Raw genomic sequence first — 16,490 nt, forward strand, 5'->3', positions numbered from 1 at the left:
TCATTTCTATAATCCAATCCATATTTTATAAAGCCATTGAGTTAGAAAAATTTTTTTAACATTTTTTGAAAAATATCAAAAAAACACTTGCTTTTAATAATGAGAATGATTATCATTATTTCGTACTTTGTTAGCAAGCTTAATTGCTTCTAAGAAAGTATGACATTGCTCACATTGCTTCCAATGTTTGCCAGCCTAGTATAACTAAGCTGGCTTTTTTGTTTTTATAATATAATTATCTTATTTATACTAAAGTCATAACTATAATTTAATATTAAATATAAATGGTTAAGAATAATGATTATCAGCTAGTTCATTATTGATATCAAATAAAACCAGTAATGCAGCAGTGCCTCCAAATTCTTTAGGAGCTTGATGAAAACAGATAATTTGTGGGTGTTGTGCTAACCACATCGGTGTTTGCTTTTTTAGTATATTTTTACCATGCCCATACATAATACAAGCACAATGTGCTCTTTCTTGCAGACACGCAGCAATAAGAGCAGATATTTCTTTTTTTGCCTCAGCAAGTGTTAATCCATGTAAATCCAAAAAAAATTCTGGATCATAAAAACCACGGCGTAATTTTTTTATTTCGTTGGGATCGGCATTTTCTCGACTATATCGAATCGGATCTTCTTGTAATAATGGATGATAGTCATCAGAAAAATAGAACTCGGTATTAATTTTTTCATATTGTTGTTTTTGAGTTGCTATTGCTTGTTGTGAACGTTTTATCGGTTTATGAATAACAGTATCTTGTTTTAGTCTTTTGGTATTACCGATACTATTTTTAAACAAGTTTATTTCATCATTGCTTAATTTAAATTTCTCTGACATTGCGCCTCACTCTGGGTAGATTTTATGTTTGAATTCACATAAATCTTCAATAACACAAGAACCACACCTTGGTTTTCTTGCGATACAGGTATAACGCCCATGCAAAATTAACCAATGGTGGCAATTTAATTTATATTCATTAGGAACCACTTTGAGCAATTTTTTTTCAACATCTTCAACAGTTTTTCCCGGAGCAAATCCAGTTCGATTACAGACTCGAAAAATATGTGTATCAACGGCAATAGTTGGCCAACCATAAGCGGTATTTAAAACAACATTAGCGGTTTTCCTACCAACACCCGGAAGTTCTATAAGTGATTCAAAATTTTCTGGTACTTCACCTTGATATTTATCTACTAATATTTGACAAGTTTTAATAATATTTGTGGCTTTGCTATTGTAAAGCCCAATCGTGCGAATGTAATTTTTTAATTTATCAACGCCAAGATCTAAAATTTTTTCAGCAGTATTGGCAACAGCAAATAGTGGTTTGGTTGCTTTGTTGACACTAACATCAGTTGCTTGAGCAGAAAGTACTACAGCAATAAGCAACTCGAAAGGGGTTGTATAGACAAGTTCAGTTGTTGGATCTTTGATATGATCCTTTAACCGATCTAAAATTTGAATTCGAGTAGCTTGTTTCACAAAATATTTCTAATTAAAAAATTGATACTTATTATTATATACTTTATTTATTGAGTTTATGTAAATTAAAAGTCATTTTTATAATAGCTGAAATTAATAAATCAAGTAACATTGTAAAAAGTCGCTTTTGTCTATAATATCTTTTCTGTTACCAGACGTGATATTCACTCATCACCTGCTTTTTAGCATGCTGTTTTTATGATAAGCTTACCGACTTAATTTTTAAATTTATAAACAGGATTTTATAATTATATGTCATTACCAATGATTGTCACTTTTGCTGTGTACATTTTAGGCATGATTGCGATTGGTTTTTTTGCGTTTCGTGCAACGCAGAATTTTGGCGATTATATTCTGGGCGGGCGCCGTATTGGTAGTGTTGTAACTGCACTTTCAGCAGGGGCTTCGGATATGAGCGGTTGGCTGTTGATGGGGTTACCTGGTGCTGTTTTTTTATTTGGTATCTCTCAAAGTTGGATTGCAATTGGCTTAATTATTGGCGCCTATTTAAATTGGTTACTTATTGCTGGACGCTTACGAGTTTTTACTGAAATCAATCATAATTCATTAACCTTACCGGATTATTTTGCTCGTCGTTTTGACGATAAAAGTTCATTATTACGCATTATATCTGCAGTTATTATTTTAATCTTTTTTACTATTTATTGTGCTTCTGGAGTAGTTGCTGGTGCAAAACTATTTGAAAGTACTTTTGGTATGAGTTATGGTTGGGCAATGTTAGCTGGTGCTGGGGCTACTATTGCTTATACTTTTATTGGTGGTTTTTTAGCAGTTAGTTGGACAGACACGATTCAAGCTAGTTTAATGATGTTTGCCCTTATCTTAACTCCAATTATGGTAATGATTAATTCAGGAGGATTTACTGGTGCATTGGTGAACATTGAATCTTTGAATCCAGATTATACCAATTTATTTGCACATATGGATTTTATTGCCATTATTTCATTATTAGGTTGGGGGCTTGGCTATTTTGGGCAACCACATATTTTAGCTAGATTTATGGCTGCTGATTCCCATGAAGTAATGAAAAATGCCCGCCGCATTAGTATGACTTGGATGATTTTATGCTTATTAGGAGCCATTACCGTCGGTTTTTTTGGCATCGCTTTTTTTGCTAATCACCCTGACTTAGCTTATTTAATTGATAATGGTAAGCATGAACGTATTTTTATTGAATTATCTAAATTACTTTTTAATCCTTGGATTGCAGGTGTTCTATTGGCAGCTATTTTGGCGGCGGTAATGAGTACTTTAAGCTGTCAGTTACTTGTTTGTTCCAGTGCTTTAACTGAGGATTTTTATCGTGCTTTTCTTAGACCTAAGGCAAAGCAAAGAGAACTAGTTTGGGTTGGTCGTATAATGGTATTGTTTGTTTCAGTCGTAGCCATTTTATTAGCAATTAATCCAAACAATAGTGTACTTGATTTAGTTAGTCATGCTTGGGCTGGATTTGGTGCCGCATTTGGTCCTATTATTGTTTTTTCAGTTTTTTGGTCACGTATGACGCGAAATGGTGCACTAGCAGGTATGATAACTGGTGCCATAACAGTGTTACTTTGGATTAATTTTAAATGGTTTGATCTTTACTCACTTATTCCTGGGTTTTTACTAGCTTCAGTAGCAATAATTATTTTTAGCTTATGTAGTAAAAAACCGAATCCAATAGTGGCAGATCATTTCAAACAAGCGTATAAACGTTATCATAATAAAACAGAATAATTTTAGCTAACGTAATAGAATATAAACAAAAATTTAATAGGTAAAATATCATGACAAAAAATGTGATCAAACAACTTCAAGAGCGTGGATTGATTGCTCAGCTTACCGATGAAAAAACTCTAATAGAGTTGATTGAACAAAATCCTATTGCACTTTATTGTGGTTTTGATCCAACGGCAGATAGTTTACATCTTGGGCATTTAGTCCCATTACTTTGTTTGAAGCGTTTTCAATTAGCTGGTCACAAACCAGTAGCCTTAGTCGGTGGGGCAACCGGTTTAATAGGAGATCCAAGTTTTAAAGCAGTTGAACGGAAATTAAATACCGAACAAACCGTTGTGGAATGGAGCGAAAAAATTAAACAACAAGTTTCGCCATTTCTAGATTTTAATTGCGGGGAAAATGCTGCTATTGTCGCCAATAATTATGATTGGTTTGGTGGCATGAATGTACTCACTTTTTTACGAGATATTGGTAAATATTTTTCAGTCAATGCCATGATTAACAAAGAATCAGTTAAACAACGTATTGATCGTGATGATGTTGGTATTTCGTTTACTGAATTTTCTTATAGCTTATTACAGTCTTATGATTTTGCATGTTTAAATAAATCACATAATGTGGTTTTACAAATTGGTGGTTCTGATCAATGGGGAAACATTACTGCAGGTATAGATTTAACTCGCCGTTTACAGCAAAAACAAGTTTATGGTTTAACCGTTCCGCTAATTACTAAATCTGATGGTACTAAATTTGGGAAAACAGAAAGTGGTGCGGTATGGCTTGACCCGAAAAAGACTAGTCCATATAAATTCTATCAATTTTGGATTAATACTGCTGATGCAGATGTTTACCGATTCCTAAAATTCTTTACTTTTATGGCATTAAGTGAAATTGATGCGTTGGAAGTAGAAGATAAAAATAGTGGCGTGGCGCCGCGGGCACAATATGTTCTTGCAGAACAAGTAACGCGGTTAGTGCATGGTGAAGAAGGATTAACTGCAGCTAAACGTATTACAGAAAGTTTATTTTCCGGGAAGTTAAGTGATTTATCGGAGGATGACTTTGCTCAATTGGCTCAAGATGGTATGCCAACATTAGCAGTAGCAAATGATGTAGATTTACAACAAGCAATTGTTAATGCAGAGTTTGCACCATCTAGAGGACAAGCAAGAACCATGATCGAATCAAATGCAATCTCAGTTAATGGTGAGCGCAACGCTACGATAGATTATCGTTTTTCAAATAATGATAAACTTTATAATCGTTATACATTATTGCGTCGTGGTAAAAAATACTATTGCTTGCTGATTTGGAGTTAACAGGTGAAAAATATTTTACCTATTTAGTCAAATATAGTGACCATGTTGGGAATAGCTCTGTTGTATTCCCCATGGTGAATTATTTTTTTGTAAGTATTCTTACTAAGAAAATAACTAGTTGGTGTGTTTGAACATACAATTGTAAACAGTAAAACAGGATAAATAAGAATAGCAATTAGTTGTAGCACTAAATGAAATAGATAGACTAACTTAATAGTTTACTGCAAAAAAAATTGATTAATTGTAAAAATATGTAAAAATGAAAGCGGATAATCATAAAAATAAATTATGAGGGGATAATGGACAATATTTCGTTGGGTGTGATGCTATCAAATTTGAGGGAACAAAAAGGGCTAACTCAAGATGATATTGCCAGTAAACTCCATGTGCGTAAAACAATAGTAGCCGACATTGAAAATGATAAAATAATCGATACACCTCTGGTTTTTATAAAAGGCTATATTCGTTCTTATGCTGAGATAGTAGGGTTATCCGCTGAAGAATATCAACCTTTTATAGATGTCTTAACTCAACAATATAAGTCTTACCAAGTAAAAAATCATATACCCAAGTATCAAAAAAGAAAACGAGGGATAAAATTATTATTTATCTGCTTGATTATTCTTATTGGTGCTCTTGGTGTAACCATATATTGCGTAAATAAAGAAAGTAAAAGTAATTTAGTCGAAGTTAGTCATTATATTTCCCCATCATCCAATCATATTAATAGTTAACAAATTTTGTTATTCTGATACAGACATTTGTTTTAAATCTTGTTAAGATCGCTGGCTAGTTATTTTATGATAAAGTTAGGCGTGTTATGAGTCATCAAGATTCACCAATTATAAGGCGAGAGTCAACCCGAATTTATGTCGGCAGTGTGCCTATTGGTGGCGGAGCTCCAATTGCAGTTCAATCTATGACGAATACGCGAACGACTGATGTTGAAAAAACAGTCGCTCAGATCCATGCTCTTGAACGAGTTGGGGTAGATATAGTTCGTGTTTCAATCCCAACGATGGATGCTGCAGAAGCCTTTAAATTTATTAAACAACAAGTAAAAGTACCACTAATTGCAGATATTCATTTTGATTACCGCATAGCTTTAAAAGTGGCAGAATATGGTGTGGATTGTTTAAGAATTAATCCAGGTAATATAGGTAACGAATCTAGAATTCGTTCAGTAGTTGATTGTGCCAAAGATAAAAATATTCCGATCCGAATTGGTGTTAATTCAGGATCTTTAGAAAAAGATATTCAAGAAAAATATGGTGAGCCTACTCCGCAAGCGATTGTTGAATCGGCCATGCGTCATGTTGATATACTTGAACGGCTTGACTTTGATCAGTTTAAAGTTAGTGTTAAAGCGTCAGATGTTTTTACTGCTGTTGATGCTTATCGATTATTAGCCAAACAGATTAAACAACCTCTACATTTGGGAATTACTGAAGCTGGAGGTGTTCGTAGTGGAGCAATTAAATCAGCAATTGGTTTAGGACTATTATTATCCGAAGGAATTGGCGATACTTTGCGAGTATCCCTTGCAGCTGATCCAACGGAAGAGGTAAAAGTCGGATTCGATATTTTAAAATCATTACGAATTCGTGCGCGCGGTATTAACTTTATTGCTTGTCCGACTTGTTCACGGCAAGAGTTTGATGTGATTAGTACGGTAAATACTTTAGAACAACGCCTAGAAGATATTATTACGCCAATGGATGTATCCATTATTGGTTGTGTTGTAAATGGTCCCGGTGAAGCTTTAGCCTCTACTATGGGAGTTGCCGGCGGTCATAATAAAAGTGGTTTTTATGAAGATGGAGTGCGAATTGGTCGGATTGATAACGAAAAGATGATAGATGAGCTAGAGGCTAAAATTCGTGCCAAAGCTTTAATATTGAAAAACCGAATTGCCACGACGGAATTATAATTTTATTAAATAGTGAATAAACGAATGACAGATAAAAAAATCCAATCCATACGGGGAATGAACGATTTACTGCCAACAGAAAGTGCTAGTTGGCAACAGATCGAAAAAATAGTTAAAAATGTATTAAATAGTTATGGTTATAACGAAATCAGAACCCCAATTGTTGAAGACACTGCATTATTTAAACGTGCGGTTGGTGAAGTAACAGATATCGTTGAAAAAGAAATGTACACTTTTAACGATCGTAATGATGAAAGTATCACTTTACGTCCTGAAATTACGGCAGGATGTGTTAGAGCTGGAATTGAACATGGTCTATTTTATAATCAAGAACAACGACTATGGTATTTAGGACCAGCGTTTCGTTATGAAAAACCACAAAAAGGCCGTTATCGCCAATTTCATCAATTCGGTGTAGAAGTATTTGGGCTTGAAGGTCCAAATATTGATGCTGAACTTATCTTATTAACAGCCCGTTTTTGGAAAGCTTTAGGTATTGAAAAGCATACTACACTTGAACTTAATTCCATTGGTTCATTAGATGCTAGGGCTAATTATCGTAATGCATTAGTGAGTTTTCTTGAGCAGCATAAAGATAAATTGGATGAAGATTGCTTACGTAGAATGTATACTAATCCACTACGCGTACTTGATTCAAAAAATTTAGTGGTTCAAGAACTACTGAATCAGGCACCAAAACTGTTTGATTATTTAGATGATGAATCGAAAACGCACTTTGATGGATTATGTCGCTTATTAGATAATGCTGGTATAAAATACAATATTAATCAAAGATTAGTGCGAGGTTTAGATTATTATAATCGTACAGTCTTTGAATGGGTGACCAACAGTTTAGGTGCACAAGGTACTGTATGTGGTGGTGGTCGATATGATGGACTGGTTAGCCAATTGGGCGGGCAGTCAACACCAGCTGTTGGTTTTGCAATGGGTGTTGAACGATTAGTTTTATTAGTTCAAGCTGTAAATCCATTACTAAATTGTGATAACTCAATTGATATTTATATGATTTCATCAGGTGATGAAAAAACCCTTTCTTCAGCACAATGTGTTGCCGAACAATTAAGAGATGGTTTACCAGATAAACGGATTGTAACCAATTATGGTTCGAGTAACTTTAAGAAACAATTTGCCAAAGCCGATAAATTGGGTGCTAAAATAGCGGTTATTATTGGGGAAAATGAAATAACTAACCAATCAGTAACGATTAAAAATTTACAAACAGGCGAACAAGTTGAAGTAGCACAAAAAGAGGTTGTTCAAACTTGTTTGGCTTTAGTGTAAAGTAAAAGTACGGGAAACAGGAGAAAAACGTGAGTCATCAATTATCGAGTGAAGAACAATTTGCCGAGATAAAAGAGTTTCTTGCTAAAACTTGGAAAATCATTGTTGCTGTTATTATTATCGGATTATTAGCTTTTTGGGGTTGGCGTTATTGGCAATCTTATCAAAGCCAAAAAATGATAGACGCATCAGATAAATATGAACAATTAATTGCAAAGTTAGATGATACTAAGGCTGATTCAGTTAATGAATTAGTCGCTTTTGCTAAAGAAAATAATACAGTTTATGGTGTGTTTGCTAATCTCCGTGCAGCACAATTTTATGTTGAGGTATTAAAGGATTATTCCGGAGCTCAAGAACTATTAGTTGATGGATTGAAAAAAAATAAAGCAGAGCCGATTAAAGCTGTTATTAATATTCGAATTGCGCGTTTGCAATACCAACAAGGGCAATATGAACAGAGTTTAAATTCTTTAAATAATGTTACTGAGGAAAGCTGGGCTCCAGTTGTTAATGATATTCGAGGTGATGTATTGGCGAAAATGACGCGATATGCCGATGCCGTTGATGCTTATAAAGTTGCTCTAAACTCGCAACCGACTAAAGAATTAGAAGTAAATATTAAAATGAAATTGAACCAAACCGAATATTTAAGCGAACAACAACAAATTGAACAGAAAGCTCAAGCTGATAAAGAAAAAGCAGAGCAAGAGGCTCAGGCTAAAGAAGCTGAAAGCGAGCAAAGTAAAAATTAATTTATCCTGATATTAAGGGTCATATACAATGAAGTTATTAAAATGTGTCTTTACCAGTGTTTTTATGTTATCACTTGCTGGATGTTCTTTATTTGGTGGTGAAGAAGAAGTCGTTCATGTTTCCCCTTCGCCGACAGTAAACAATCAATTCCCTATACAACAAATATGGCAAAATAGTACCTCAGGTAACACTCATATTTATTCATTATTGGGGCCAATCAATTATGACAATGCTATTTATGTCGCCAGCCGTAGTGGACAGGTGAAAGCAGTAGATTTATCGAGTGGTAATACCTTATGGGATGTGAATTTATCCAAAAGCACACTGTTTAGTAGTCATACGGCATTATTCTCTGGTGGGGTAAGTGCGGATGATAAATATGTCTATGTTGGTAGTGAGCGTGCTGTGGTTTATGCATTAGAACGTAATACTGGCAAAGTGATTTGGGAAAAAGCTGTAAAAGGCGAAGTCCTGGCTCGCCCGGTATCATCTGAAGATAAAGTAATTTTGCATACAGCTAATGGTTTTTTACAAGGATTAAATCGTGATACAGGTGAGGATTTATGGGATATTTCTCTTGAAGTTCCACCTTTATCATTAAGAGGTAATTCAACACCAACGATCGCACATGGCGCAGCAATTGTTGGGGATGATAATGGCCGAGTAAATGCTTACTATATTAATGATGGTGAACTAATTTGGCAGCAACGTATTTCCCAACCATCAGGATCAACTGAAATAGCCAAATTAAACGATGTTGATTCTACCCCTGTTGTTGAAGGCAATTTAGTTTATTCAGTGGGTTATAATGGTAATGTGGTTGCGCTTGATTTAAGTAATGGTCAAATTGTATGGCGTAAAGAACTCGGTTCTACCCATAGTTTTGCGGTTGATTCCACGCGATTATTCGTTGTTGACCAAGATGATAACGTTCAAGCTGTTTCTAAAAATGGTGGTGCAGAAATTTGGAAACAAACTGGTTTTTTACATCGTCAATTGACCGATCCTGTAATTTATCAAAATTATATTATTGTGGGTGATTTCGAAGGTTACCTTTACTGGCTAAATATTGACAATGGTGAAGTTGTTGCGAAAACACAAGTAAGTAGTAGCGGCCTAATATCTAAACCATTAGTAGTGGATAATAAATTAATTGTTCAAGCCAAAAATGGTGATATTTACGCTTTTATAAAGAATTAAAGTAATCAGAGAATAAGCATGATACCAGTTGTAGCACTTGTTGGCCGACCTAATGTTGGAAAGTCCACTTTATTTAATCGGTTAACACGAACACGTGATGCGTTAGTTGCTGATTTTCCCGGATTGACCCGTGACCGTAAATATGGTCGCGCTGAAATTAAAGGTCATGAATATATTGTCATTGATACCGGTGGTATTGATGGCACCGAAGATGGCGTAGAAAGTTTTATGGCTGAACAATCCTTACAAGCCATAGAAGAAGCTGATATTGTCCTTTTTTTAGTAGATGCCAGATCCGGAGCGATGCCTGCCGATCATGCAATTGCTAAGCATCTACGAGCTCGTCAAAAAGCTACATTTTTAGTTGCCAATAAAATTGATGGCATTGATGCTGATACAGCAATTTCCGATTTTTATGCCCTAGGGCTAGGTGATATTCATCCAATTGCGGCCAGTCATGGAAGAGGGGTAAGTTCGTTAATAGAAACGGTATTAGATCCTATTTTCCAATTTGAAAATGATGAAAACATTGTCGATGCTAATCCGGATGAGCAATTTCAAGATTTGCCTGAATCATACGATGATTTAGTATTAGATGAAATTGAATCAGATTCACTAATTAATCAACCCATTAAAGTGGCTATTGTTGGTCGTCCTAATGTTGGTAAGTCAACACTAACTAACCGGATTTTAGGTGAAGATCGTGTTGTGGTTTATGATATGCCCGGTACCACGCGTGACAGTATCTATATCCCTATGACGCGCGATGAACGCGAATATATATTAATTGATACCGCAGGGGTACGTAAACGAGGCAAAGTAACTGAAATAGTTGAAAAGTTTTCGGTTATTAAAACATTACAAGCCATTGAAGACGCTAATGTCGTCATTTTGGTCATAGATGCCAGAGAAGGCATATCTGATCAAGACTTGTCGTTACTTGGTTTTATTATTAATAGTGGGCGCTCACTTGTTATTGCTGTCAACAAATGGGATGGTTTAACCCAAGATATTAAAGAACAAGTAAAAACCACTTTAGATGATAGGCTTGATTTTATTGATTTTGCGCGCTTACATTTTATTTCTGCATTACATGGTAGTGGGGTTGGCAATTTATTTGATTCTATCCAAGAGGCCTATGATTGTGCCACTCGTCGCGTTAATACGGCATTATTAACAAAAATTATGCAAATGGCGCAAGATGATCATCAACCACCATTAGTTCGTGGTCGTAGAGTTAAATTAAAATATGCTCATGCTGGTGGTTATAATCCTCCTATTGTGGTTATTCATGGTAATCAAGTTGAAGATTTGCCTGATTCATACAAACGTTACTTAATGAACTATTTTAGGCGGTCATTGAAAATAATGGGTTCACCAATCCGTATTCAATTTAAAGAAGGTGCTAATCCATTCGAAGGTAGAAAAAATAGTTTAACGGCGTCGCAACAACGTAAACGTCGTCGATTAATGAAACATGTTAGAGGTCGTAAATAGTTTATGCCAAACCAAACATTGGATAGTAATAATCAAGAAGGTTTATGCCCTAAATGTCATAATAAAATGAATGTGGTTTCACCACAGCATTATAATTGTCCGCATTGTAAACAACATTATCGTGAGCAGTTTATTTGCCCAACTTGTCAAAAGCCAGCTCAAATGATTAAAGGTTGTGGAGCTATTAATTACATTTGTCAAACAGACGGACTCATATCGAGCAATAAAGTTATATTTCATTATTTACCAGAATAAAGAAGTCTTTTCAATAAAGCCATAAGAGGTTATTTCATGCGAATTATTTTATTAGGAGCACCCGGAGCGGGGAAGGGAACCCAAGCACAATTTATTATGCAAAAATATGGTATTCCTCAAATTTCAACCGGCGATATGTTACGTTCAGCTGTAAAAGCTGGAACTACCCTAGGTTTGCAAGCTAAAGAATTAATGGATGCCGGTAAATTAGTTACAGACGAATTAGTTATTGCATTAGTTAAAGAACGCATTGCACAAAGTGATTGTGCTAATGGTTTTTTATTGGATGGTTTTCCACGGACTGTTCCACAAGCAGATGCGATGAAAGCTGAAGGCATAAATGTTGATTATGTTCTTGAATTTGATGTGCCGGATTCAGTCATTATTGATCGAATGAGCGGGCGTCGAGTTCACCCAGGATCAGGTCGCGTTTATCATGTTCGTTATAATCCGCCGAAAGTTGATGGTATTGATGATGTAACTGGGGAGCCATTAACCACACGTAAAGATGATAATGAAGAAATTGTCCGCAAACGTCTGGTTGAATATCATGATTTAACTAAACCGCTAATTAGTTATTATCAACAGGAAGCTAAAAACGGTAACACCAAGTATTTTTGTATCGATGGTACCAAAGCGGTTGCTGATGTAACTAAAGAGTTAGCCAAAATTTTAGGCTAATAGCTATTTCCAATCAAAAAATGGGGAAGCTATATAGTCTTCCCCATTTTCGTATCTTATAAAAGCTGAGTAGCTTTTATAACCTGCTTATGGTCTGCAATAATATCATTAAAAGGCTCTATCTTTGGCTAAGAATAATACAACCGTAAAAGGTTATAAAACCATTCTTACAATATCAATTTCACCTAACTCTTTGTATAAATTTTCAACTTGATCAATATGTGTAGCATTAATTGTGATTGAGACGGAATGATAGTTGCCTTTACTACTTGGTTTTATTGACGGCGAATAATCCCCTGGCGCATGGCGCTGGATAACGGTGATCACTTTATCAACTAATTCAGGTTTAGCTTCGCCCATCACTTTATAAGTGAAAGAGCAAGGAAAATCTAATAATTCATTTAATTTAGTCTGTTGCATAATTTTATTGTTCTCATTTTTTATGGCATATGTACAAGGTATCACTACCTATGGTAACAAGTATATATAGGCATTTTGTTCTACTTCAAGTCAGTTAAGTTTAAACACTGCTTTTTAAAGTATATAAATTGATCTATGATGGACAAATTTTAGCACAATTCAGTTTTAAATATTTTTATTTATTAATATAAGGTCAATGCAGCATGTTAGTTAATCCAGATCATAAGGAACCTTTTGGCACATTATTAGGTTATGCACCAGGAGGAGTGGCTATTTATTCATCTGATTATGACTCAGTGGATAAGCAACAATACCCCGATGATTCTTCATTTCGCAACTACTTGGAGCGTGAATATATGGGCTATAAATGGCAATGTGTTGAATTTGCTAGACGGTTTTTATATTTAAACCATGGGCAGGTTTTTACTGATGTTGGAATGGCGCATGAAATTTTCTCACTACGTTTTTTACGGCAAGCTATCACTGAAGCTATTTTACCACTGCAAGCATTTGCTAATGGTAGTAAAAAACGACCTGAAGTTGGCGCTTTATTAGTTTGGGATGACGGCGGTGTTTTTAAACGTACCGGGCACATTGCCATTATTACAGAAGTATTCGATGATAAAATTCGAATTGTTGAACAAAATCTAACACACACTCGACTGCCAAATGGCCAGCAGTGGACTCGCGAGCTGTCAATGACTGTTTCAGATAGTGGTTATCTTTTACATGACACCTTTAATGATACTACTATTTTGGGGTGGATGATTCAAACCAGTGATACCAAATATAGCTTGCCACAACCACATGTACCCAAAGCGTTGCTTACTATACATAGTGCGCATATAAATAATCAAAATCAATTTGATAGTAAATGGTTAAACGAACAAGAACCGCTGGAAAAAGCCTATATATTAGCTTCCGGACATGCGATTAATCATGACGATCATTATCGTTATTTCACTATATCTGAAAGTGCTGAACAAGAACTGATTCGAGCGACCAATGAATTACATTTGATGTATTTACATGCAACCGATAAAGTCTTAAAAGATGATAATTTATTGAAATATTTTAATATCCCTGAAATATTATGGCCAAGATTACGTTTGTCTTGGCAACAACGTCGTTACCAAATGATTTCAGGACGATTAGATTTTTGTATGGATGAACGTGGTTTAAAAGTTTATGAATATAATGCGGACTCCGCTTCTTGCCATACGGAAACCAGCGTTATTTTACAAAAATGGGCAATTCAAGCAGGATTAAAAGTAGGTACCGATCCTGGTAGAGGGTTACTTAATTCTCTGGTTAGTTGCTGGAAACATAGTGATGCCCAACCTTTTGTTCACATTATGCAAGACAATGACAGTGAGGAAAACTATCATGCACTTTTTATGCAAAAAGCGTTAACTCAAGCAGGCTTTAGTAGCAAAATTTTGTGTGGATTAGAAGGGTTGCATTGGGACAAACGTGGGCGCCTAGTCGATGATGAAGATCGCCAAGTTACTTGTGTATGGAAAACATGGGCGTGGGAAACAGTTTTAGAACAGCTACGAGAAGAAAGCGAAGCACAAACCGCTGGCTTACCAATTCGTACCGGTCATCCTGAAAATGTCGTTAGATTAATTGATGTTTTATTGCGACCCGAGGTATCGGTTTTTGAACCACTATGGACAGTCATTCCAAGTAATAAAGCTATCTTACCCGTATTATGGTCTTTGTTCCCTAACCATCGTTATTTATTAGAATCAACTTTTACGCTTAATGATAGTTTAATAAAAAAAGGTTATGCGGTTAAACCTATTGCCGGTCGTCGCGGTAGTGATATTCAACTAGTGAGTAATCAAGAACAGATTTTAGATCAAACAGTTGGGAAATTTGCTGAACAGGAAAATATTTATCAAGAATTATGGTGCTTACCCAAAGTGGACAACCGTTATGTTCAAATATGTACTTTTACTGTCGGTGGGCATTATGGCGGCACATGTTTGCGTTCAGATCCGTCTTTGGTTATTAAAGGTGAAAGTGATATGCAACCATTACGAGTTTTAGCAGATGAAGATTTTTTAAAACAGTAATGGATTGTCAAGATGTTTCCTGAGAAGTATACGTTTCAGTATAAAAATAAAATAAATGTTACCCTATAAAAAGTTAAAAATGATTATGTTGTCGACATAATCATTTTTTATATTTTGTTATTGCTCAAATCTTACTCAAATTTTTATAAAAAAATGACTAAAAAGTCATAATATCTGTTTATCTACCAATTACATCAACTCGTATTTCTGTTAAAATCAATCCAGTTATCTAAAAAGTATAAAAATTATATGCAGGGATACCAAGGAATATATGGCAAATACATTACTAAGAAGTGGTGATATTAAGGATTTTAAAATACTCGGTCATGATGGTAAAGCCGCTTATTTAGTCGCTACTCAAATCCGGGAAATGTTTAGAGTAAAATTAGGTAAACAATATGCCGATTTTCTAGCTATTCCCCAACGCAATGATCAAGGAAATATTATTGATTGGTATATCCCTTTTGACTCCAGTCAACCCGATGGCCAGTATGATATTGTGCCTTGGACTTCGGCTAGCGAAGCTGAACAAAGCTCGGCACTGATTTTACTTAAAGAGTTTGAACAACAGGTTGTGAATCTAGGTAAGAAGTTAGCCAATAACCCTAATCTGGAAGGTGATCAATTACTTTTTAGTCGTTTGATTTATGATCCTAAGCATGATGCTAATAGTCTCGAACCTAATTTGATGGCAATACGTTTTCCAAGTAATCAGTTTGTTTACATTGTTGATGGCAAACCAGTGATTACCTTTTGGGGATTTATTAATTCACAAACACCACAAGCCAGTTCGCCATTTTATTGCTTAGAGCCAGTAAAAAAACAACCAGCGGTCGTACCACCTGTTATTCCTGCAAGTGAAGAGCCCGTTATAGCCAAAAAACCTTGGTGGCAACGTTGGTGGGTATGGTTACTAGGGTTATTACCTTTGTTGTTACTATTGTTGGCAATATTTTGGCTCCGAGGTTGTTTTCTAAAACCACAAGCTTCACTTAATCCAAATCTATCATTAAATAATGATAATACCAGCTTACCTGCTGCAGTAACTGAACAACAAAAGGAAAAAGATCCACAAGCTAGAGACGTTATCATTGATAGAAACGTCGGCGTTGTTAATGGAACAGCAACCAATGGTACTACTGCGCTTGATAATAATGGTGTAGCGACGAGTGTTGATGAAAAAGATGCCAATATAGCCAATGCAGGTAATGCAGATAATGCAGCTAAAGATAGCGGCGATAATAACCAAAATTTAGGTGAACAACCCAATAACGATGGCCAAGCTAATACTCCTGAGACTAATAATCCAGATAATCAAAATCAACAACCGCAGCCAGCTGATTTGAACAATAAAGATAATCCACAACCGCAAACCGGTACTGATAGCCAAGATCAAACTTCAATGCCAGCAAATAAAGATAATAATGCTGAAGCAAATGTTGATGCTAATAAGCTAACTTTGCCAAAAGATGCAATGCAGCAAGGCTCGACAAAATTTCTTAATGGTCAATGGTCTGTAGGTGGTGGTATTCAAGATAAGGCAACCGGCAAACCATTACAGTTATCTTATAATTTTAACCAAGGGAATGGTGAAGTCACAGTTACACGCAGTGACGGCGTTAAATGTGTTGGTAAAGTGGGTAGTGGTATTCAAAATGCCAATTTAAATATTGCTAGTAATACCGAAGCTATCTGTAGCGATAATTCTAAATATCAATTACCAAAAATTCAATGTACATCTGGCAAAAACAATCAAGCTAATTGTCAGGGAACTTATAATAACGGGATTTCGTTCCCAATTACTATGAAACAACAATAGGG

15 protein-coding genes are annotated in these 16,490 nt (G+C 35.4%); 12 read left to right on the forward strand and 3 right to left on the reverse strand.

The annotated features are described in order from the left end of the window. Window positions 1-288 precede the first annotated feature (288 nt). Both smrB and nth read right to left on the reverse strand, forming a co-directional pair. Complete coding sequence (gene smrB / locus A9G13_RS09000; RefSeq protein WP_065557277.1) at window positions 289-840, reverse strand: endonuclease SmrB; 552 nt, start codon at window positions 838-840, stop codon at window positions 289-291. Between the two features lie 6 nt (window positions 841-846). Beyond that, entirely contained in the window at window positions 847-1,485 is a 639-nt protein-coding gene (nth, locus tag A9G13_RS09005; RefSeq protein ID WP_065557278.1) for an endonuclease III, read from the reverse strand. Window positions 1,486-1,737: 252 nt separating this feature from the next. Here nth and putP point away from each other — a divergent pair, with 252 nt between their 5' ends. From putP to adk, 10 genes are all read left to right on the forward strand, one after another. Continuing rightward, window positions 1,738-3,225, forward strand: coding sequence for a sodium/proline symporter PutP (gene putP / locus A9G13_RS09010; protein ID WP_065557279.1), 1,488 nt, complete (start codon window positions 1,738-1,740; stop codon window positions 3,223-3,225). Between the two features lie 50 nt (window positions 3,226-3,275). After that, window positions 3,276-4,547, forward strand: a complete 1,272-nt coding sequence (gene tyrS, locus A9G13_RS09015) for a tyrosine--tRNA ligase (RefSeq protein ID WP_218059219.1) — start codon at window positions 3,276-3,278, stop codon at window positions 4,545-4,547. A gap of 299 nt (window positions 4,548-4,846) precedes the next feature. Then, a complete protein-coding gene (locus A9G13_RS09020) occupies window positions 4,847-5,281 on the forward strand; it encodes a helix-turn-helix domain-containing protein (protein ID WP_065557281.1) in 435 nt (144 codons plus the stop codon). A gap of 86 nt (window positions 5,282-5,367) precedes the next feature. Next, on the forward strand, window positions 5,368-6,477 hold the full coding sequence (ispG, locus tag A9G13_RS09025; protein WP_065557282.1) for a flavodoxin-dependent (E)-4-hydroxy-3-methylbut-2-enyl-diphosphate synthase: 1,110 nt from the start codon (window positions 5,368-5,370) through the stop codon (window positions 6,475-6,477). Window positions 6,478-6,501: 24 nt separating this feature from the next. Continuing rightward, complete coding sequence (hisS, locus tag A9G13_RS09030; RefSeq protein WP_065557283.1) at window positions 6,502-7,779, forward strand: histidine--tRNA ligase; 1,278 nt, start codon at window positions 6,502-6,504, stop codon at window positions 7,777-7,779. A gap of 29 nt (window positions 7,780-7,808) precedes the next feature. Then, window positions 7,809-8,534: a YfgM family protein gene (locus tag A9G13_RS09035; protein WP_065557284.1), complete on the forward strand. Its 726-nt coding sequence runs from the start codon at window positions 7,809-7,811 to the stop codon at window positions 8,532-8,534. Between the two features lie 28 nt (window positions 8,535-8,562). Next, on the forward strand, window positions 8,563-9,735 hold the full coding sequence (gene bamB, locus A9G13_RS09040; protein WP_065557285.1) for an outer membrane protein assembly factor BamB: 1,173 nt from the start codon (window positions 8,563-8,565) through the stop codon (window positions 9,733-9,735). Between the two features lie 18 nt (window positions 9,736-9,753). Next, a complete protein-coding gene (der, locus tag A9G13_RS09045; protein WP_065557286.1) occupies window positions 9,754-11,232 on the forward strand; it encodes a ribosome biogenesis GTPase Der in 1,479 nt (492 codons plus the stop codon). Window positions 11,233-11,235: 3 nt separating this feature from the next. Next, a complete protein-coding gene (locus tag A9G13_RS09050; protein ID WP_065557287.1) occupies window positions 11,236-11,487 on the forward strand; it encodes a YfgJ family double zinc ribbon protein in 252 nt (83 codons plus the stop codon). A gap of 36 nt (window positions 11,488-11,523) precedes the next feature. Next, the gene (gene adk, locus A9G13_RS09055; protein ID WP_065557288.1) at window positions 11,524-12,168 is read left to right on the forward strand and encodes an adenylate kinase; all 645 of its coding nucleotides are present in this window, start codon (window positions 11,524-11,526) and stop codon (window positions 12,166-12,168) included. Between the two features lie 153 nt (window positions 12,169-12,321). On the opposite strand, the gene ybeD is transcribed toward adk, so the two are convergent. Continuing rightward, window positions 12,322-12,588 (reverse strand): DUF493 family protein YbeD, encoded by a 267-nt coding sequence (ybeD, locus tag A9G13_RS09060; protein ID WP_065557289.1) that lies wholly within the window; start codon window positions 12,586-12,588, stop codon window positions 12,322-12,324. 203 nt (window positions 12,589-12,791) lie between these two features. Here ybeD and gss point away from each other — a divergent pair, with 203 nt between their 5' ends. Both gss and A9G13_RS09070 read left to right on the forward strand, forming a co-directional pair. Then, entirely contained in the window at window positions 12,792-14,669 is a 1,878-nt protein-coding gene (gene gss / locus A9G13_RS09065; RefSeq protein ID WP_065557290.1) for a bifunctional glutathionylspermidine amidase/synthase, read from the forward strand. 271 nt (window positions 14,670-14,940) lie between these two features. Next, entirely contained in the window at window positions 14,941-16,488 is a 1,548-nt protein-coding gene (locus A9G13_RS09070) for an SrfA family protein (protein ID WP_065557291.1), read from the forward strand. Window positions 16,489-16,490: the final 2 nt, after the last annotated feature.

Origin of the sequence: Gilliamella sp. wkB178 (assembly GCF_001690705.1) — a bacterium.
Classification (GTDB): Bacteria; Pseudomonadota; Gammaproteobacteria; order Enterobacterales; family Orbaceae; genus Gilliamella; species Gilliamella apicola_K.